Origin of the sequence: Kiloniella laminariae DSM 19542 (genome assembly GCF_000374005.1) — a bacterium.
In the GTDB taxonomy this organism is placed as follows: domain Bacteria; phylum Pseudomonadota; class Alphaproteobacteria; order Kiloniellales; family Kiloniellaceae; genus Kiloniella; species Kiloniella laminariae.
In genome coordinates this window covers 142,313-162,814 of record NZ_KB893167.1, presented here as the reverse complement: position 1 = coordinate 162,814, position 20,502 = coordinate 142,313, and the positions used below count along the sequence as shown (strand labels likewise).

The 20,502-nt window shown below is 48.5% G+C and carries 20 protein-coding genes; 3 read left to right on the top strand and 17 right to left on the bottom strand.

Annotated features, from left to right (window positions below):
* Nucleotides 1-9: 9 nt before the first annotated feature.
* Complete coding sequence (locus tag B152_RS0117315; RefSeq protein WP_020593699.1) at nt 10-1,269, bottom strand: MFS transporter; 1,260 nt, start codon at nt 1,267-1,269, stop codon at nt 10-12.
* Between the two features lie 110 nt (nt 1,270-1,379).
* On the opposite strand from B152_RS0117315, the gene B152_RS0117310 reads away from it, so the two are divergent.
* The 3 genes from B152_RS0117310 to B152_RS0117300 all read left to right on the top strand — a co-directional run bounded on the left by B152_RS0117310 (nt 1,380) and on the right by B152_RS0117300 (nt 5,359).
* A complete protein-coding gene (locus B152_RS0117310) occupies nt 1,380-2,288 on the top strand; it encodes a LysR family transcriptional regulator (protein WP_020593698.1) in 909 nt (302 codons plus the stop codon).
* Nucleotides 2,289-2,525: 237 nt separating this feature from the next.
* Nucleotides 2,526-3,953 carry a glutamate--tRNA ligase gene (gene gltX, locus B152_RS0117305; protein WP_020593697.1) on the top strand — a complete coding sequence of 476 codons (1,428 nt, stop codon included), beginning with the start codon at nt 2,526-2,528 and terminating at the stop codon, nt 3,951-3,953.
* A gap of 101 nt (nt 3,954-4,054) precedes the next feature.
* A complete protein-coding gene (locus B152_RS0117300) occupies nt 4,055-5,359 on the top strand; it encodes a citrate synthase (protein WP_020593696.1) in 1,305 nt (434 codons plus the stop codon).
* Nucleotides 5,360-5,431: 72 nt separating this feature from the next.
* Here B152_RS0117300 and gloA read toward each other — a convergent pair whose 3' ends face one another.
* The 16 genes from gloA to rpsB all read right to left on the bottom strand — a co-directional run bounded on the left by gloA (nt 5,432) and on the right by rpsB (nt 20,300).
* The gene (gloA, locus tag B152_RS0117295; RefSeq protein WP_020593695.1) at nt 5,432-5,836 is read right to left on the bottom strand and encodes a lactoylglutathione lyase; all 405 of its coding nucleotides are present in this window, start codon (nt 5,834-5,836) and stop codon (nt 5,432-5,434) included.
* A gap of 48 nt (nt 5,837-5,884) precedes the next feature.
* Nucleotides 5,885-7,060: a lipid-A-disaccharide synthase gene (gene lpxB, locus B152_RS0117290; protein WP_020593694.1), complete on the bottom strand. Its 1,176-nt coding sequence runs from the start codon at nt 7,058-7,060 to the stop codon at nt 5,885-5,887.
* The gene (locus B152_RS0117285) at nt 7,053-7,880 is read right to left on the bottom strand and encodes an LpxI family protein (protein ID WP_020593693.1); all 828 of its coding nucleotides are present in this window, start codon (nt 7,878-7,880) and stop codon (nt 7,053-7,055) included. The genes lpxB and B152_RS0117285 overlap by 8 nt, the downstream gene beginning before the upstream one ends.
* 1 nt (nt 7,881) lies before the next feature.
* On the bottom strand, nt 7,882-8,670 hold the full coding sequence (gene lpxA / locus B152_RS0117280; RefSeq protein WP_020593692.1) for an acyl-ACP--UDP-N-acetylglucosamine O-acyltransferase: 789 nt from the start codon (nt 8,668-8,670) through the stop codon (nt 7,882-7,884).
* Nucleotides 8,667-9,137 carry a 3-hydroxyacyl-ACP dehydratase FabZ gene (gene fabZ / locus B152_RS0117275; protein WP_020593691.1) on the bottom strand — a complete coding sequence of 157 codons (471 nt, stop codon included), beginning with the start codon at nt 9,135-9,137 and terminating at the stop codon, nt 8,667-8,669. The genes lpxA and fabZ overlap by 4 nt, the downstream gene beginning before the upstream one ends.
* The gene (lpxD, locus tag B152_RS0117270; RefSeq protein ID WP_020593690.1) at nt 9,130-10,167 is read right to left on the bottom strand and encodes a UDP-3-O-(3-hydroxymyristoyl)glucosamine N-acyltransferase; all 1,038 of its coding nucleotides are present in this window, start codon (nt 10,165-10,167) and stop codon (nt 9,130-9,132) included. The genes fabZ and lpxD overlap by 8 nt, the downstream gene beginning before the upstream one ends.
* Before the next feature lie 21 nt (nt 10,168-10,188).
* On the bottom strand, nt 10,189-10,704 hold the full coding sequence (locus tag B152_RS0117265) for an OmpH/Skp family outer membrane protein (protein WP_157231150.1): 516 nt from the start codon (nt 10,702-10,704) through the stop codon (nt 10,189-10,191).
* A gap of 45 nt (nt 10,705-10,749) precedes the next feature.
* Entirely contained in the window at nt 10,750-13,041 is a 2,292-nt protein-coding gene (bamA, locus tag B152_RS0117260) for an outer membrane protein assembly factor BamA (RefSeq protein ID WP_020593688.1), read from the bottom strand.
* Nucleotides 13,042-13,086: 45 nt separating this feature from the next.
* Nucleotides 13,087-14,181, bottom strand: coding sequence for an RIP metalloprotease RseP (gene rseP / locus B152_RS0117255; RefSeq protein ID WP_020593687.1), 1,095 nt, complete (start codon nt 14,179-14,181; stop codon nt 13,087-13,089).
* A 102-nt stretch (nt 14,182-14,283) separates the two neighbouring features.
* On the bottom strand, nt 14,284-15,477 hold the full coding sequence (locus B152_RS0117250; RefSeq protein WP_020593686.1) for a 1-deoxy-D-xylulose-5-phosphate reductoisomerase: 1,194 nt from the start codon (nt 15,475-15,477) through the stop codon (nt 14,284-14,286).
* Nucleotides 15,478-15,494: 17 nt separating this feature from the next.
* Entirely contained in the window at nt 15,495-16,337 is an 843-nt protein-coding gene (locus tag B152_RS0117245) for a phosphatidate cytidylyltransferase (RefSeq protein WP_026261664.1), read from the bottom strand.
* Nucleotides 16,300-17,016, bottom strand: coding sequence for an isoprenyl transferase (locus tag B152_RS0117240; protein ID WP_020593684.1), 717 nt, complete (start codon nt 17,014-17,016; stop codon nt 16,300-16,302). Before B152_RS0117240 ends, B152_RS0117245 begins: the two co-directional genes overlap by 38 nt.
* Nucleotides 17,017-17,042: 26 nt before the next feature.
* A complete protein-coding gene (frr, locus tag B152_RS0117235) occupies nt 17,043-17,585 on the bottom strand; it encodes a ribosome recycling factor (protein WP_020593683.1) in 543 nt (180 codons plus the stop codon).
* 31 nt (nt 17,586-17,616) lie between these two features.
* Nucleotides 17,617-18,333: a UMP kinase gene (gene pyrH, locus B152_RS0117230; RefSeq protein ID WP_026261662.1), complete on the bottom strand. Its 717-nt coding sequence runs from the start codon at nt 18,331-18,333 to the stop codon at nt 17,617-17,619.
* Between the two features lie 154 nt (nt 18,334-18,487).
* Nucleotides 18,488-19,414 (bottom strand): translation elongation factor Ts, encoded by a 927-nt coding sequence (tsf, locus tag B152_RS0117220; protein WP_020593680.1) that lies wholly within the window; start codon nt 19,412-19,414, stop codon nt 18,488-18,490.
* A gap of 97 nt (nt 19,415-19,511) precedes the next feature.
* Nucleotides 19,512-20,300 (bottom strand): 30S ribosomal protein S2, encoded by a 789-nt coding sequence (rpsB, locus tag B152_RS0117215; RefSeq protein ID WP_026261661.1) that lies wholly within the window; start codon nt 20,298-20,300, stop codon nt 19,512-19,514.
* Nucleotides 20,301-20,502 lie beyond the last annotated feature (202 nt).

Here is a 20,502-nt window from a genome sequence, read left to right as displayed (position 1 = left end):
CATATTCAGTCAGATATTATGTTTTATGCCCGCCAGGCCAATCAGTATTGTTTCATCTTCACCCTGACTTTCTTTCAACCCGGATTTCTGACAATACCATGCAAGTATCTGCGAGAATAACTGGAATCCAAACAAAACAAACAAACCGGCATGGGGGGTAAAAACTTCAACCACAAAAGCAACCAGCCCAATAAGAAGGGCCTTAAACCCCAGCATCAAACTGGGAACTGTCGTCATAACCCGCCCAAAAACCTGAGGATCAATAATGTTCATCATCCAGTTATTACGGGCAACCCTCAGAGCGCTATTGGAAAACCCCAGAAAAAAAGCCATCCATACAATCGTCCAGACACTCGGCCAAACAGACTGCAACGCCAGAACGAAGGTATAGAGCGTCATATTGGCAAGGATAATTCTAGTGGAAAGCATATCCTTAAAAAGAACAACGATACCAAGACCAGCGACAATAGCCCCTGCCCCGAAGACAATCTCATAAAGCGCAAGTACTTCGACCGTTTCTCCCAGAAGGCTGATTAAAAGGACAGGTACCAGGTAATTGGCTGTCTGGACACAGTTGTAAGGCGTAAAGCTGGCAAAGATAAAAATAGTTTCTTTAGGATGACGTACCAAGTACTTCAGCCCGACGATAAATTCTTGACCAAATGAACCATGATTTTTGGGGTCAAGGGTCCTGAGGGTATACCCAATCGCCAGAATTGTAACCAAGGAAAGCCCCAATACAGCTATGTTGAGACACAATATATGTTCCAGGGACCAGCTGGACAATATTACAGCCGCGATAGCGCCAGTAATCACCGCAGCCGATTGTCCTTCAACCTCCATGATTGAGTTTACTCTGGCATACTGTTTTTTGGAAAAAATCTCCTGAATAAAGGCCGAACGTGAAGACTGGTTCAGAATCAGAAAGAAGCTCCCGCAGGTAAAATACAGAGCAAGAAACAAAGAATATTGATCAGGATAAAACTTTACGAACAATAACAGCACCAGAAGCAGGGAAATAAATCCCAATCGAAGACTGACAAGAATTTTTTTCCGGGAAAATCTGTCAACCAAAACCCCAAACCAAGGGGCTGTCAAAAAAATCAGGACATTTGTAGCAAAGGCAACAATTCCAAAAAACTCTGAACCATTCTGGTTGTTAATGATGAACCATGGAGTAGCGATCAAGGCTATACCCTGTCCGATAGAAGTCGCCAGATTGGAAACGACAAGCAGGTACAAGCGCATCGAGCAGGCAAGAGAAGACATTCAGTTGTATCCAATAGATCTTTAAAAATAGGATCTACTGGATACTATTTCCTTTTACCCCTGATAATTACCTATAATATCGACTTTATAATTCTTTTATGGAAACAGTTATGCGTCGATATTCGGATAAATTTCACCTGATGTCCGTCTTTGTCAGAGTAGTGGAATCTGGAGCATTCAACAAAGCCGCTGACAGCCTGGGACTAAAGGCATCTTCGGTCAGCAAGGCAATTTCGCAACTTGAAAAAGACCTCGGTGTTTCTCTTCTCTATCGAACCACGCGCCAACTCAGCCTGACGGATGCCGGAAAGTTCTATTATCAGGACTGCAATGATATTCTGACACGTGTTACCTCACTTGAGGGGACAATCAGTGTGATGCAACAAGAGCCTGTCGGAAATCTCCGTATTACAGCCCCCACTGCTTTTGGGCAATACTATCTGGGCCCACAGCTGCCCCTCTTTCTTGCTCGATATCCGGAGGTATCCGTAGAACTTGATCTTACCGAGGAGCTACGTGACATAACGCGTGACGGTTATGATCTTGCCATCAGATCCAGCGATGGCTTGCCGGACTCATCTCTCTATGCCCTTAAACTTGTCTCTCAACAAAGATATCTGGTTGCTTCCCCGGCATACCTCGAAAGAAAAGGATCTCCTACCAGCCCCAGAGACCTGCAACAACATGACACCCTGATCTATTCAGCAATGAAGCAGCCCAACCAGTGGAGCTTCACCAGAGCCAGCCTGTCTTATCGCATCAGATTATCGCCAAGGCTTGAAACCAACAGCTATTACATCCTGAGGGACGCGGCCAGAGCAGGTCAGGGAATCGCCAATCTAAACGACTATATGGTCGCCGAAGATATCAAGAACGGTGCTCTTGTTCCCCTTCTCCCCCAATACCCTCAAATCGCCCGGGATCGTTACGCCGTATATCACCAGAAACGAGAGCTGGTCCCAAAGCTTCACGCTTTTCTCTCTTTCCTGAACGAAACACTGGAAGAGATCAGGTTTTGAACTTCAGCAACAGGCCACAAACACCCTTTAAATGTTCAATCAGGTCCGGTTTTCTTTCTCTATCAGATCACATGGAATGCAACAGCATTTGCGACAAGCAAGACAGTATGCTAAACATTTCGCGAAACAACTGTCTCAATTGTTTGCTGAACGGATAAAAAATTATCCTGTCTCGACGCGAACAGTCCCTCGTGAGACAAACACCCTAAATACTTATTAATTATCGGAATATCTGTAATGAGCCAGTCCACGAAACAGGTCGTGACCCGTTTTGCACCTTCCCCCACCGGTTTTCTGCATATTGGAGGAGCCCGTACTGCCCTGTTTAACTGGTTGTTTGCAAAGCATCACGGTGGACAGTATCTTCTTAGAATTGAGGATACAGACCGCAAGCGCTCGACCCCCGAAGCCATTGAAGCAATTATTGATGGTCTGAACTGGCTCGGTCTTGATCACGACGGTGAAATCACCTTCCAGTTTGCCCGTGCCGAGCGCCACCGTGAAGTTGCCAATGAGCTGCTCGCGTCGGGTAAAGCCTACAGATGTTACTGCAGTCCGGAAGAGCTTGAAGAAATGCGCGCCCTTGCCCGTGCAGAAAGCCGTCCGATCAAGTACGATGGTCGCTGGCGCGACCGTCCGGCTTCTGAGGCCCCTGCCGGAATTGATCCGGTAATTCGTCTGCGCATGCCCCAGGAAGGTGAAACGGTCATCCGTGACCTGGTTCAGGGTGATGTGACTGTAGCAAACAGCCAGCTCGATGACATGGTGCTCCTGCGTGCCGATGGAACACCAACTTACATGCTTTCTGTCGTCGTTGATGATCACGATATGGGCATCACCCATGTGATCCGTGGTGATGATCACCTGACCAATGCCTTCCGGCAAAACCAGCTTTTCCTTGCCATGGGCTGGGATGTTCCCGAGTTCGGGCATATTCCTCTCATCCACGGCTCAGATGGCGCGAAACTTTCAAAAAGACATGGCGCTCTGGGTGTTGAGGCCTATCGGGACGAAATGGGCTATCTGCCAGAAGCGCTGAGAAACTATCTGTTACGCCTTGGCTGGGGTCACGGCGATGAGGAAATCATTTCTACCGAACAGGCAATCGAGTGGTTCGATATTGATGCCGTCGGCAAATCTCCTTCCCGATTTGATTTTGCCAAGCTGGAAAATCTGAACGGACACTATATCAGGCATGCTGACAACAAGTATCTGACAGATATTATTGCTCCAAAAATATGTGAAAAAGAAGATATCACACTTGATGCGGGTGGACTGGCAAGACTGACAGCAGGGATGAACGGTCTTAAAGAGCGTGCTAAAACTGTACATGAACTGGCTGACAGTGCGGCTTTTTATGTTCGCTCTCGTCCACTGATTCTTAATGAAAAGGCTGATAAGCTTTTGTCCGAAGTCGCCAAGACACATCTGGCCGGGGTCTTGCCTCTTCTGGAAAATCTCGAGTCCTGGACTGAAGAAAACATCGAAGCCACTATTAAAGATTTTGCCCAGTCGCAGGAACTTAAACTCGGTAACATTGCACAACCTCTTCGCGCTGCACTAAGTGGGTCCAATGTATCACCGGGAATTTTTGAAGTAATGGTAATCCTTGAAAAAGAAGAGACCCTTGGAAGAATTTCAGACCAGGTTTCACAAAAAAATTAATAAAAATATTGCAGCGCACAAATTGATATTGACCAACAAACGTAATATGATGGTCCCAGATAAACGACTAAAAAAATAACAAAGAGCAGAGGTTCCAGAACATGACAGCTACCAACAATAAAAACAGCGTTACCGTGACCGATAACCGAACGGGACACAGTTGGGATATGCCAATCCTTCAAGGAACCTGTGGCCCTAATGTTATCGACATCCGAAAGCTCTATAGCGAGTCCGGTTGCTTTACCTATGATCCTGGCTTCACTTCTACGGGAAGTTGCGATTCCTCCATTACCTATATCGATGGAGATGAAGGTATCCTGCGTCACCGGGGCTATTCAATCGAAGACCTCGCGGCAAAGAGTGACTTCATGGAAGTCTGTTATCTCTTGTTGAACGGCGAGCTGCCGAACCAGTCAGAGAAATCGGAATTCAAAAACCAGATCACCTATCACACCATGCTGCATGAACAGATGCAGTATTTCTATCGGGGCTTCCGCCGTGACTCTCATCCCATGGCCGTCATGGTTGGTGTTGTTGGGGCTCTCTCCGCGTTTTATCATGACTCGACAGATATCCGGGACCCACATCAGCGCCTGATTGCCTCGCACCGTCTCATTGCAAAAATGCCAACAATTGCTGCTTATGCTTATAAGTATTCAATTGGCCAGCCTTTTGTATATCCACAGAACAATCTCAGCTACGCGGCAAACTTCCTGCACATGACCTTCTCGGTTCCCTGCGAAGAATACGTGGCAAGCCCCGCGCTTGTCCGGGCTATGGACCGTATTTTCATTCTTCATGCCGATCATGAACAGAATGCCTCGACCTCCACTGTCAGAATTGCCGGGTCAAGTGGTGCCAACCCCTTTGCCTGTATTGCAGCAGGTATCGCATCCCTCTGGGGCCCAGCCCATGGCGGCGCCAACGAAGCGGTTCTGCGTATGCTCCAGCAGATCGGACACAAGGACAACATTCCAGCCTTCATCGAACGGGCAAAAGACAAAAATGATCCCTTCCGTCTTATGGGCTTTGGTCACCGTGTTTATAAAAACTACGACCCACGCGCCTCGGTTATGCGGGAATCCTGTCATGAAGTTCTCACAGAACTTGGCATCAACGATCCGCTTCTTGAGCTGGCGATGGAGCTGGAACGTGTCGCTCTGGAAGATCCTTACTTCACTGAAAAGAAACTCTTCCCGAACGTGGACTTCTATTCCGGTATCATCCTCCGTGCCATGAACTTCCCAACCTCGATGTTCACAGTTCTCTTTGCCCTGGCAAGAACTGTCGGCTGGGTTGCCCAGTGGAAAGAAATGATTGAAGATCCAAACCACAAAATCAGCCGTCCGCGCCAGCTGTATCTTGGGGCTGACGCCCGTGAATTTGTCCCAATGGACAAACGGTAATATCCCCTGAACTCAACAAAAAAAGCGCTGCGTTTCCACAGCGCTTTTTTTATCTTCTGGTCAGTACCTTGCTCAGGAACGTTCAATCAGCTCGATTTTATAGCCGTCCGGATCTTCGATGAAAGCAATAACAGTTGTTCCATGTTTCATCGGTCCTGGGGCACGGCTGATAACGACACCTTCTTTTTCCAGTTCAGCACAGGTGCTGTAAATGTCCGGGATGCCAAGAGCCAGATGACCGAACCCCGTGCCCAGATCATAAGCCTTGTCCTGCCCCCAGTTATGGGTCAGCTCCAGAACGGTGTTGTTGTCTTCGTCGCCATAGCCCAGAAAAGCCAGGGTAAACTCACCGCTGGGATAATCAGATTTTCTCAGCAACTTCATTCCAAGGTGGCGACTGTAAAAATCGATTGATTTCTCAAGGTCCCGTACCCTGATCATTGTGTGTAAAAATCTGAACGATTTGCTATCAGACATCTCAGTCTCTCCTGAATAATAAACTTAAAGAAATTTTACCGAAGTATTTTAACGATTAGAAATAACGGCAAGAATGGTTTCTGCTGCTTTGTCACTTGGCATATCATTCCCGGATTTCAACAGATTTACTGCGGCTGTATAACCTTCCACCTGGCGTTTCCTGGCTTCGGGATCAAGCATAAGCTTTCGAAGATCTTCAGCAAGGATAACAGCTTTACAGTTTTCCTGTATTCGCTCTGGCTGAATTTCCCTGTTCATAAGAATATTGGGAAGACTGACAAACTTTATAGAAATAAGAAACTGGGCAAGAAAAGCTGTCAAAGGGGCAACTTTATAAGCAATTACAGCAGGTACACCATCAACCGCAAGTTCCAGAGCAACAGTTCCCGAAGCCGCAAGGGCTGCATCAGCGCAGCTGAATGCTTTATGTTTACCATCTACACCCTCAATCACCCGAACTGGAACCGGCCAGTCCCCAACCAGTTCACTGACAGCTTCGCGAACATTAGAAACGGTAGGGATTACACACTGTAGATCAGGAATGGACTGTGCCAACAGAGCGACAGTTTCTTTAAATACAGGACCAAGACGTGCAACTTCTCCTCGACGACTCCCCGGAAGAATTACAAGCGTCGGCCGGTTCTGTGTCAGCCCCAGCTCCTGGCACAGAAGATCACGACGGTTTTTACCAACAACATCAACAACTTCAATAACCGGATGCCCGACAAATGTCGCAGCAAGGCCGTGTTTCTCAAAGTATGGCGGCTCAAAAGGTAAAAGTGTCAGAAGGTGATCCAGATAGGTTGAAATCTTCTGTGCCCGTTTCTTTTTCCAGGCCCAAACAGAAGGTGCAACATAGTGAATTAAAGGAATACCTTTTCCCTTAAGCGCTTTACTTACTCTCGAACAAAACCCGGGGGCGTCAATCGTGACAAGTGCAACCGGCGCTTTCGTTTCAACATCAGCAACTGTTTCCTTGATCCGGCGCAAGATAGCCGGAATATGGGGCAGAATTTCGGCCAAGCCCATAACGGCAATTTCACTCATCGGGAAAAGACTGTTCAGCCCTTCGGCTTCCATTCTCTCACCGCCAACTCCTGCAAACCTTACACGCCCATCTGTCGCCCGCTTGAGAGCTGCCATGAGCCGTGCACCAAGCTGATCCCCGGAAGGCTCACCGGCAATAAGATAGATCAGGGGAATATTGTCATTTTGATCATTCATAGTCTGAAGGAGAGATCCCAAGGACAAAAAGACCGAGCTTGTCGGCTTCGAGAGAGAGAGCATCCCGATCAACCACCAGAGCGCCCCCTGCCTCAATTGCAATACCGCGCAGCCCGGATTCAGCTGCGCGACGCAAGGTCTCGATACCTATTGTCGGCAAGTCAGCACGCCGTTCCTGTTCCGGTTTTTTGAGCTTGACCAGAACGCCTCCGGCCCCCTCTCGTTTAAGGTGACCACAGCGGATTAACAGAGCATCTGTACCTTCAATGGCCTCAACCCCCAGCACCAGCCCCTGCTGAACGACCACAGACTGTCCAACATCGACCCGGCCCATGGCTTTGGCTACCTCAACACCGCGCCTGATATCACTATAGGCCTGTTCATCAGGAACAGCGTGACCATAAAGTCCTTCGGGGGCAATCAGATCCTGTAATAAATCATCCACTCCTCTAAAGAGAAAACCTTCCTCCTCAAGTGCAGAAATAACCGATCGCAAGAGACTGTCATCACCTAGGCTTTTGGCCCCAACTCTGGCGAAAAACTGCACGGCCCTCCAGTCAGGGCGCAACTCTGCCATAGAGGGACGTTTGATTGGTCCAACCATGACCAGTTCACGAACATCTTCTTGCTGAAGTCGCTTGATGACCTGTCCTGCTGCCCCGAGACGGGTCCAAAGGTGGTCAACTCCAAGGGTGGTTTCCGGGTCAGTTTGCCCCGTAAAAGCAACTAAAAACACTTCACGACCAGTTTCGTGACAAAGCTTGATCAGACGTCGGGGAAGTTCACCGCCCCCCGCCAATATGCCAAGTTTTGCGGTCATGTTATTTCGGTTGGCAAATAGCTCTGGAAGAGTCTTCGGTAATAAAGGCAATCACTTCCATGGCTGTTTTATTATCGGAAAAACTCGACTGGGTTCGGGCCAAACGTTCAGCGAAAGTCCCTTCATCGGCAAAGAGCATCCTGAAGGCAGCCTGTAGCCCCGAGATATCCTCTCTCGCAAACCCATGTCGCTTCAGACCAACCAGATTTAAGCCGCTTAATCTTGCCCGATCCCCCATAACCAAGCCAAAGGGAATAACGTCATTCTCAACTCCGGACATCCCGCCAATCATCGCATTGCGGCCAATGCGCACAAACTGGTGCACGGCAGAAAGTCCGCCAATAATTGCAAAGTCATCGACTTCGACATGCCCGCCCAAAGTTGCGTTATTTACCAGGATAACATTGTTACCGATAACACAGTCATGTGCGACATGTGCCGACATCATCAAAAGGCAGTTATCGCCGATACGGGTCACCAGCCCACCACCGGAAGTCCCTGGATTGATCGTGACATGTTCACGGATTTTATTATTTTTGCCGATGATCAACTCGGACTTCTCACCATCAAACTTCAGGTCCTGAGGTTGATGTCCAATAGACGCAAAGGGAAAAACTACTGTTCCTTCACCAATAGAGGTTCGGCCTGCAATAACAACGTGGCTATGTAAAACCACGTTGGCTCCAAGCACAACATTGGCACCTACGATGGAGTAGGGTCCAACCTGAGCGCTCTCATGAACCTCTGCACCATCTTCGATAATCGCTGTAGGATGAATGTTCACTGTCAATCGTCCATGATCATTGCGGCAAACTTTGCTTCGGCAACCAGTTTGCCATCAACCAGCGCTTTGCCTTCAAATTTCCAGACATTGCCCCGGCTCCGGGTTTTAGTTACATGGATCCGAATTTGATCCCCTGGTCCAACCGGTTTACGGAATCGGGCCTCGTCTACAGTCATAAAGTATACAAGTTTGCCAGCAGCCGCGCCATCGAGTGTTTCGACGACCAGAACGGCCGCCGTCTGGGCCATAGCCTCAACAATCAAAACACCCGGCATAATAGGTTGGCGCGGAAAGTGACCTTCAAAAAAAGGTTCGTTAATCGTAACATTTTTAAGACCAACAGCACTCTGGTCTTTTAGAATATTGTCAACGCGATCAATGAGCAGGAACGGGTACCTATGCGGGATCATTTCCTTGATCTCCAGAATACCGACAGAGCGCCCCTCTTCCGCTGTTACGGCTTCTTCACTCATTCTCGTTACCTTTCTTTTTTGTCTTCAACTGCTTTTGCCATAGCGTGCAAAGGCGAAAAAAATCTTTGATTGGCATGGCGGGTGTACCTGCAACCGCCTGACCAGGCTCAACATTTCTCATAACCCCGGATTGTCCTGCCACCTGGACACCCGTCCCGAGACGAATATGGCCATTGACCCCACACTGTGCACCAAGCACAACATAATCCTCAAGAACAGCACTTCCGGCAATTCCCGCCTGGCCGACCACAACACATTGTTTTCCAATCTGAGCGTTATGGCCGATCTGGACCAGGTTATCAATTTTGCTGCCGTCGCCAATAATTGTGTCAGGCCCAGCCCCCCGGTCAACAGTCGAATTCGCACCGATCTCAACACCGTTTCCGACCAACACCCGGCCAAGCTGAGGAACATCAATATATCCTTCAGCTTCCATAGCAAACCCAAATCCGCGATTTCCAATACGGACACCGGCATGGATCTGACAGTCGTTGCCGATAAAACAAAACTCTAAAGAAGCGTTCGAACCAACAGTCGTACCTGATCCGATGATTACCCCATCACCGATGACCGTGTTTGCTCCAATACGACAGCCCGTCCCAATTTCAGCATTTTGACCAACAACGACACCTGCTCCGATATGACAATCATCGGAAATCTTGGCACGAGGATCAATAATGGCAGATGCATGGATCTGAGCCCCTCCCAAAACTGCAGGATAAATATTCTGGGCAATCAAGGCATAGGCTTTATAGGGTTTGGCAGTCAGTATCAGTGCAGTATTTTGTGGTGCGATATCGGCAAATTTGGGATCGACAATACAGGCCGCGGCCTTAGTACTTTTAAAGGCAGCAAGATACTTTTTATTATCCAGAAAGCTGATTTGCCCTTCACCCGCTGTTTCAAGGGGGGATACATCATCGATCCGCAACTGCCCATCAGCAGGTGCCGAAAGCTCCCCACCAACAAGGTTGGCAAGTTCAGCCAAAGTGAAAGGGCCAGCCTTTTGAAAAAATCGAGAATCAGCCATGGCACATTACTTTTCTATATATTATTGAATAGACACAGCAGGTAGTGCCGCATTGAGTTTTTGAACGACCTCGTCCGTGATATCCAGACTGTTGGCTGAATAGACAATTGTATTCTTGGCAAGAATAACATCATAACTCTTTGCCTCAACAATACTTTTGATGATTACATCAAGCTGATCCTTAACCTGGCTCAAACCTGAATTATGTATCTGATTCAAACTATTTTTTCTGTCTTTTGCTTCACTCCGGATGATCGCGGCCTGTTTGTCGAGATCTGCTTTTTTCTGAGCGAAGACTTCTGATGACAGGATAGTTTTCTGCTTAAAAAGTTCCTGATTCTGGGCAATGAGCTGCTGTTCTTTTTGGCTGAATTCTTGCTGAAACTGAGTACGCATGGACAGAACTCTCTGGTTGACCTGCGCCATTGCCTGAGAAGAATCCAGAACCTTTTTGGTATCAATAACCGCAATTTTCAACTCTGTTGTTTGCGCCCATCCCTGGGATGAGAATGATAAAGCGCAAGCAACAACAGCCACTAAGGCAAACCAGCGAAATTTAAAGTATACGCAGCTATTCATAATTTAGAATTGTGTTCCGAAGCTAAAGCTAAAGATTTCAGTTTCATCAAAATCTTCTTTAAGAGTGGCAAAACCAAGATCGGTTGCCAGAGGACCAAAAGGAGACGACCAGGTCAAACCTGCTCCGATGGAAAGGCGTGGTGTTGATTCATCATCCACACCGGAATCATTACCATCAATATTCCAGGTTGCACCAACATCGGTAAAGACACGGCCTTTAACGGCAAATTCTTTGGGCAAGCCCAGCGGGAAGCTCAACTCCAGGCCTCCAGAATAGAAGTGCTTGCCACCAAGCGCATCGTCACTTTTTCGATCTCTCGGACCAACACCGCCGGTCTTGAACCCGCGCAGCTTGTCCCCGCCAAGGAAGAAGCGGTCAACAATACGTGTATCTTCACCCAAGCCGATAATATTGCCTACTTCTGCACGAGAACGGAGTGTCCAGTTCTCTTCAAAGGTATAGTAGTGCGTTCCGCCCATGGAGATCTTGAGATGTTTAACGTCTCCACCAAGTCCGGCAACTTCGTTTTCAAGCTTTAGAATATAGCCTTCCGTAGGCTCTGTACGGGAATCAAGTTTATCATATGTCAGTGTCGAGGAAATGGACGACTTGATGGTTTGCCCTTCCTGCTCCTTGACCAGAGACGCGGCATCTGAATCAACGTTCTCAATTTCGATATATTCGAACCTGTAACGTAAAACCTGACGCAATTCCTCTGACAGATCATACCCTACACGTATGGCTCCCCCGGTTTTCTTTTCCTCAAAAGACAGGCTGTCTTCGTCTCTCGTGGTTCTGAAGATATCAAAACCTGCCGCAATTTCCTTATCCAGGAAGTAAGGCTCGGTAAAGCTGACATCTGCTTCGGAACCGGAACCGGCCAGGGCGATATTAAACCGCAGGTCCTGACCACGTCCAAGAAGGTTACGCTCACGGATACCAATGCTGCCAAGAGGTCCAGAAGATGAAGAGAAGCCAGCTCCAAAGGTCAGCTCTCCGGTAGATTGTTCTTCAACTTCGACCTTGATGACTGTCCGGTCAGGTGTGCTGCCGGGTTCGTTGTCAACGTTAACTGCCTTGAAGAAACCAAGCCTCTGGATACGACTTTTTGAACGACGCAATTTGGAACTGTTAAAGGCATCCCCTTCTACCAGACGAAATTCACGACGAATTACCTTGTCAATCGTACGGGAGTTGCCTTCGATATCAATTCTTTCAACATAAACCTTAGGACCCTCGGAAATGTTATAAACAAGATGGATGATCTTGTTTTCACTATCTTTGTCAGGAGATGGTCTGATCTCAACAAAAGCATACCCGAGGTTACCAACAGCATCCGTCAGGTTATCAACAGTCTTGTCGACTAGGCTGGCATCATACCATTCATTTTCTTCGGTAAGAATCTGATCCTGAACCGTTGCCGGATCAAAGTCTTTAAGGGCGCTTTCAACATCAATAGTGCCAAATTTGTATCTTGCACCTTCCGAAACGGTGAAGGTCACGACAAAAGCTTCCCGGTTTGGCGTCAGTTCTGCAATAACAGACTGGACTTCAAAATCAGCATACCCCTCTTTGAGATAGAACCGGCGGAGGAGTTCACGGTCAAAAGTCAGACGATCGGGATCGTAGGTGTCGCTATCAGTGAGGAAGTTCCAGAATACGGTTTCGGTTGTCGAAACAACATCCTGAAGCGCGCCATCTGAAAACTCCCGGTTTCCGATGAAGTTCACTGTTGTAACGTAACTCCGGTCGCCCTCACTGATTTCAAAAACCAGATCAACTCTGTTTTGTGGCAACTGGATAACCTTTGGCTCGACGGTAGCGGCAAATCGACCGGAGCGACGGTATAGTTCAAGAAGCCTCTGGGCATCGGCCTGTGCTTTGGTTCGGGTAAAGACAACACGTTCGCGAAGGCTGGATTCAGCCTGCAGGATTTCATCTTTTATCCGCAGGTTCCCTTCGAAGGCGATACGGTTGATGATCGGGTTTTCGACAATCACGACAATAAGATCGTTGCCCTGACGTTTAAGCGAGACATCGGCAAAGAGACCCGTAGCAAAAATGCTTTTCAATGATCTGTTCAACAGAACAGGATCGAAAGTATCGCCAGGGTTCACAGACATGTAGGAACGAACGGACTCTGGCTCAATCCTCTGGGTTCCCTCAACAACAATATTGTCAATGGTTCCACCTGACATCAAAGCCTGAGCCAAGACATGTTTTTGACCACTTACAGGCTCAAGAGCCAGAAGCAATCCCCCAACCAACAACGAAAAAAGCGCTTTACGTAACACGTCTACCCCCGGGTAATCCGCATGAGTTTGATCTCGTTAGCAGATTCAGAACAATTGAAAATATCCGACATCGTTCCAGGTCACAAATAACATTAAGCTCAATACCAGAGCCAAGCCAATTCTGAAACAGTATTCTTGCGTTCTATCACTAATCGGCCGACCAAGAGCCGCCTCAAAGCCATAAAAGAGCAAATGTCCGCCGTCCAACATGGGAATCGGCATCAGGTTAAGCAATCCAAGATTTATCGAAAGAACAGCCATCAGCCAGATGTAAGTTGCCAAACCGGCTTCTGCAGCCTGGCCGGACATATGAGCAATCCGAACTGGTCCACCAAGCTCATCAACAGATCTTTGCCCCTGAAAGATCTGACCGATGGCTTTGAAAGTCCCGATTGACAGATCATATGTTTCCACACCAGCCTGAACGACAGCAGTCCAAGGATCGTGTTTTTTATAACTGGATCCCTTGCTTTGTATCCCCAGCAACAGACGCTTCACTTCATTGCCGCGAGAATCAAAAGAGATATCTACTTTCGGCGTTACAGTCAGCTCGACAACCTGCTGGTCTCGTTCCACATGAACTGTAATCGCGTCTCCGGTTCCAAGCTGCACGATCCGCTGAAGGTCTTCAAAGCGTAAAACACTCTGACCATCGGCCTCAACGACAAGGTCGTCGACCATAAAACCCGCTTGTTCAGCGGCACTGCCTTCCATGACATTTGAAACGCGGGGAACCGAATAGGGCTGCCCGACAAAAATAAAGAGTCCTGCCAGAAGAATTATCGCCAGAACGAAGTTGGCTATCGGTCCTGCTGCGACAATTGCAAAGCGCTGGGATACCGACTTGGCCTTGAAAGTTGTGAGATATTCTTCTTCACTGAGGTTTCCGGTTTCATGGGTCGAGCTGGAAACGTCACTGTCCCCAAACATTTTAACATAGCCCCCCAGAGGAACGAGGCTAAATTTCCAGCGGGTCTGGTTCTTGTCGGTATAGCCGAACAGCTCGGGGCCGAAGCCGACAGAAAAGACATTCACTTTAACGCCGTTTTTTCTCGCGACCCAATAGTGGCCAAGTTCGTGAAAAAAGACCAAAATGGTCAGAAGTACCAAAAAAGAAAGTGTCGTCGTTATCAGGTCCATGTTGCAGTCTGGTTTCTGTTGCTGAAAAAGTAAATTAAAAGGCACGGCATAGTAGCCTTTTGCGGGTCTATTCAAAAGCCCCAATAGTAATTAATTAACAGGCTAATTTTTTAACGACCTGTTGCACCAGCAGCGCACCTCTTCATCAAGTGCTATGATCTCTTCAAGAGATGCTTTTTCAAGACCAGAAAATCTGTCCATGGCTCCTGCAACAAAGCGGGCAATAGAAGCGAAATTTATTTTCTCGGACAGAAATGCTTCTACTGCAATTTCATTTGCCGCATTAAAAACAACCGTCTTGTGCGTTTTCAGCGCCACCCTTGCCAGATCAAGCGCAGGGAAACGTTCAGGATCAGGTTCTTCAAATGTCAATTGACCTATCCGGGCCAGGTCCAGTGGTGCAACTGGTGTTTTTATTCTCTCGGGCCAAGCCAGCGTGTAGGCTATTGGTGTCCTCATATCAGGAGAACCCAACTGCGCCAGGACAGAGCCATCCACATAACTGACCATGGAGTGAATGATTGATTGGGGATGGATCAGAACCTTGATCTGTTTTTCCGGTAATCCGAACAAATACGCCGCTTCGATCAACTCCAATCCCTTGTTCATCATAGAGGCAGAATCAACAGAGATCTTTTCACCCATCACCCAGTTTGGATGAGCCAGAGCCTCTTCCCGGGTCACATGCTCCATCTGCTCTTTTGAGAAAAGCCGGAAGGGACCACCGGATGCTGTTAGAGTTATGTGCTCGATACCGGACTTCCGCTCGAAATCAAATACCTGAAAAATGGCATTATGTTCAGAATCTACAGGAAGAATTCTCGCTTTGCTTTGTTGCACGGCAGCCATCATCAGCTCACCCGCACAAACCAGAGCCTCCTTATTGGCCAGCAACAACGTCGCCCCTCTTCTGATCGCCGCAAGGGTTGGAGCCAGCCCGGCAAAACCGACAATTGCTGCCATAACAAGATCAGATGGTCGCTCTGCTGCTTCAAGCAAACCTTCGGGCCCGGCAGCGGCCTCTATCCCTGTACCAGCCAAGGCATCCTTGAGAGCAGCGAAACAGCCAGGATCAGCAACAACAGCCAACTTTGCCTTTAGGGCAACGGCCTGCTTCGCCAGAAGGGTTACATTTTTGTTGGCAGTTAGAGCCTCTACCCGGAAGAGGTCCGGATTTCGTTCGATCAAATCAATCGTATTGGTGCCAATAGATCCAGTCGACCCCATAACGCTTATAGAACGCGGAGTTGGCGCAGAAACAGCTTTCAGTTCCGCAGAAATGTTATCGGGGTGCATTCAAAACCTATCGTACACTAGAGGTACTGGAAAAAAACAACAAAGATCGCGCAAGAAACAAGGCCATCGACCCTGTCGAACAAGCCGCCATGCCCGGGTATCAGGTTACTGGAATCCTTCGCATCAAATTTGCGTTTGATATGGGATTCAAAAAAATCACCTACCTGGGCCACGACGGCAAGAACAGCTCCGGACATCATAAGGAAAACAGCGTTGCTGCTCTCTTGCCAGAAAGAACAAAAAAGACTGACCAAAGCCGCAAAAATCATCCCGCCAACCAGGCCTGACCAGGTTTTTTTGGGACTGATACGGGGAGCAATTTTCGGCCCGCCAATTTTTCGCCCCGTAAAGTAGGCGCCGATATCTGTGGCCCATACAACCAGCAGGACCCAGAGCAACATAAAGAAGCCGTTGCCTGATGGATTGTTTCTGATCCAAAGCAAAGCCAGGCAGCCTAAAGAAATATATATCAGGCCTGTAATGAGCCAGAGAGTATTATTCTCCTGTCGTGGTTCGGTTTTGCTGGAGACAGAGAGAGACTGCAGCAACATACAGGACGCAGCCACGGGAATAGCCCAAGTTGCCGCAGAATAATATCCAAAGACACCAAGAGCTGTAACCGCCAGAACCGAGCCAATCAAAACCGTCCCGTTAATCCCGACAACCTTTCGGCCACACAGCATGGCCCATTCCCAGGCAAGAATGCCGGCACAGGCAAAAATCAGAATATCGCTGAAGGGAGAGCCCAGATATACAGCCGCAAGAACTGGCGGCCCTAGTACAATTGCAGACAGCGCCCTGATCGCAAGATCGCTGTTTTTTTTATCCGGCTTCGGCTGCGGCTCCATAACGTCTGTCACGCTTTTGGTACTCCTCTATAGCCCAGACCAGATCATCCCGGGTAAAATCAGGCCAGTTCTTTTCAACAAAGACCATTTCACTATAGGCCAGTTGCCATAAAAGAAAGTTACTGATCCTCATTTCACCGCTGGTACGGATCAGCAGATCAGGGTCAGGAATGTCTTTGGTGTAGAGTGACCGCTCGAAAAGCTCTTCCGATATATCATCTGGCGAAAGTTCATTATTACTTACCCTGACGGCCATCTGACGAGCGGCTTCAACAATCTCCTGACGCCCGCCATAGCTAAGTGCCATAACAACCGTCATCTTGTCATTTTCTGCCGTTTGTTGCTCGGCATCGTCAATAAGCTGTACGATGTCTTTTGCCAGCCGGGACCTTTCACCGATCACCTTCAAGCGGATCCCCGCCTTGTGAAAGGTTGCAAGCTCGCTTTGAAGATAGCGGCGCAGCAGGCCCATAATATCTTCAATTTCACTTTGTGGTCTGCTCCAGTTTTCTGACGAAAAACTGTAGAAGGTCATATAGGGAATACCAATATCAATGGCAGCCTTCAGCAATTCACGAAGCGCTTCCGCGCCCTTCCTGTGCCCGAAAGCACGCGGAAGACGGCGTGCCTTGGCCCATCTGCCATTGCCATCCATAATAACGGCAATATGATTTGGTATTCCCTTGGTCATCTTTGCGTACAATTAATCATGCAAGATTATACCTGCATGATCTCCTCGTCTTTCTGGGCGGAGACATCATCAATTGACTTGATATGTTTATCAGTCAGCTTCTGGATATCATCACCCACGCTGTGCATTTCATCCTGTGAAATGTCGCCGTCTTTTTCCATCTTCTTCAAAGCTTCCATTCCGTCACGGCGTACGTTGCGGACAGCCACCTTGGCCTGCTCTGAATATTTCCCAGCAATCTTGACCAGCTCCTTGCGGCGCTCTTCGGAAAGTGCAGGAATTGGTACACGAACAAGTTGTCCGTCTGGTGACGGGTTCAGGCCAAGCCCGGATTCACGAATGGCTTTTTCAACAGCGCCAACCATGGATCTGTCCCAGACCTGAACAGCAAGCATCCGCGATTCAGGAACAGTAATCGTTCCAACCTGAGTAATCGGCATCGATGCGCCATAGGCCTCAACCATGATCGGCTCAAGCAGAGCCGTGGACGCACGGCCCGTGCGCAGTCCCGCAAAATCTTTTTTCAGCGCATCAATGGCGCCGTCCATGCGTCGGGACAAATCTTTCATGAGGGTATCTTGAGACAACGTCTATCCCCTTTTATTCAACAATTGTAAAACGGCCCTGGCCACAAACAGCTTTGGCAAAAGAGCCTTTTTCATAAATCGAAAACACCATAATCGGTATATTATTTTCACGCGTCAGTGCAATAGCCGAATGATCCATAACCCCAAGATCCTCTGTCAGGACCTGTCTGTAGGAAAGGCTCTCGTACCTGGTTGCGGTTGGATCTTTTACTGGATCTGCCGAGTAAATACCATCAACTTTTGTGCCTTTCAGCAGAACTTCGCAATCCATTTCCGATGCCCGCAGTGCAGCAGCCGTATCCGTTGTAAAATAGGGATTACCAGTTCCTGCCCCAAAAATCACAACACGGCCTTTTTCCATATGTCTTTCAGCACGGCGGCGAATATAAGGTTCTGCCACAGCGTCCATGCGAATGGCTGTCTGGACACGCGTCGGGATATTGATCTTTTCCAGCGCGTTCTGCATGGCCAGAGAATTCATGATCGTCGCCAGCATTCCCATGTAATCAGCTGTCGAACGCTCCATCCCGGCAGCCGCACCAGAAAGGCCACGGAAAATATTTCCACCACCGACGACGACACAAACCTCAACACCCATATCAACGACTTCTTTGATATCGATGGCAATCTGATCGACAGTTTCAGGATCGAGACCGAATTTGCCCGCCCCCATCAATGCCTCACCAGAGAGCTTCAATAAAACACGCTTGTATCGTGGTGTATCACTCACGGAAATCTCCCGATCTTTTCTGCTCTTATCAGTAACTATCCCGGCATTATGCCTAAATGATGGCTACTGTAGTCGATGTTGGTGATTTTGGATATGAAAATGGCCGCGCCTTGACTGAGTCCCTCAGCAAGATCACGGCCATCGTCAAAAAATCTTAGTTGCCGAGTGTAGCAGCTACTTCAGCAGCAAAGTCTTCTTCTTTCTTCTCGATGCCTTCACCGAGCTGGAAGCGGACAAAGCCGGTCAGGGCAACCGCAGTACCAAGATCTTTGGCAAAAAGCTCAACTGCTTTACCGACAGTGTTTTCACCATCAATAACGTAGTTCTGCTCAAGCAGACAGACTTCTTCGTAATACTTGCGAAGACGACCTTCAACCATTTTGCCAATGATTTCTTCTGGCTTGCCGGAAGCACGTGCCTGATCCGCAATAATGTCTCTTTCACGCTCAAGAGCGCTGGCATCAACAGCAGAACGATCCAGAGCAAGCGGGTTGGTTGCAGCAATGTGCATAGCAACCTGTTTGCCGAAAGCTTCAAGCTTGGCAGCGTCACCAGCAGATTCCAGAGCGACCAGAACACCGATTTTGCCGAGGCCATCTGCTGTCTGGTTGTGAATGTAGGATGCAACAACGCCCTGCTTCACTTCAAGAGCAGCAGTACGACGCAGGCTCATGTGCTCACCAATCGTCGCAATGCGGTTGGTCAGAGCTTCAGCAACAGTGCCGCTCTCGCCTGGGAAAGCTGCAGAAGACAGAGCTTCAACATCACCACCGGCATTGAGGGAAAGCTCAGCAACGGCTTTGACAAAAGACTGGAATTTTTCGTTACGGGATACAAAGTCGGTTTCCGCGTTCACTTCAACGGCAGCGCCTTTAGTGCCGGATGTTGCAACAGCAACCAGGCCTTCAGCAGCAACACGACCAGCTTTTTTCGCAGCGGCAGCAAGGCCATTTTTACGAAGCCAGTCAACGGCAGATTCCAAGTCGCCATCATTTTCTGACAGCGCCTTTTTACAATCCATCATGCCTGCGCCGGACTTTTCCCGGAGCTCTTTAACTAGGGCAGCAGTAATCTGGGCCATTTTCGATCTCTTTTTAGAAATTAAATATCATCATTGATACAGGTACGAGAACGGCGGCATAGGAGCCGCCGTTTCGCAGAGTTCATTCGCGAACAGCTTAGGCTTCGGCAGCAACTGCTTCTTCAGCAGCTTCTACTTCTGGCAGCTGCTCAACAGGGGCTTCTTCTGCTGCACCGATGTCGGTACCGGATGCAGTAAGCTCCTGCTGAAGGCCGTCGATAACGGCATCAGCGAAAAGATCACAGTAGAGACTGATCGCGCGGATCGCATCGTCATTCCCTGGAATCGGGAAAGTGATATCAGCAGGATCAGAGTTGGAGTCGAGAATACCGACAACAGGAATGCCAAGCTTGACTGCTTCTGCAATCGCAAGGTGTTCTTTGTTGGTGTCGATAACAACGATCACATCAGGAATGCCACCCATTTCCTTGATCCCGCCGAGAGCGCGTTCAAGTTTGTCGCGCTGACGTGTCAGGTTGAGCAGCTCTTTCTTGGTCAGACCGACATGTTCGTTCTCAAGACGTGCATCAAGCTCTTTCAGGCGACGGATGGAGTTGGAAACAGTTTTCCAGTTGGTCAGCATACCGCCGAGCCAGCGATGGTTCACATAGTACTGGCCACAACGCTTGGCTGCTTCAGCCATTTTCTCGCTTGCCTGGCGCTTTGTGCCAACGAAAAGTACACGACCGCCACCGGCCACAACTTCACGTGTGAAAGCAATACCCTTGTGCAGCAAAGGAACAGTCTGCTCAAGATCGAGAATGTGGATGCCGTTGCGCTCGCCAAAGATGAAAGAAGACATCTTCGGGTTCCAGCGACGGGTTGTGTGACCAAAGTGAACACCAGCTTCAAGCAGCTGACGCATTGTAAAGGTAGGAAGCGCCATAGAATAAACCTTTTCTCTTCCGGTTAAACTTCCGCAGGCTGTAATCTCCGCCTTTTCAAACGGAAACACCAGAAACGAAGAACGGAAAACCGATCCCGTTAAGCCCACGTGTTTTTTAGTGATGTTGCGGGTGATACTCCCCCTCAACAGAGGATGCAAGTATTTTTTGCATTCGTAACCCAATCATCACATTTTGCCATGA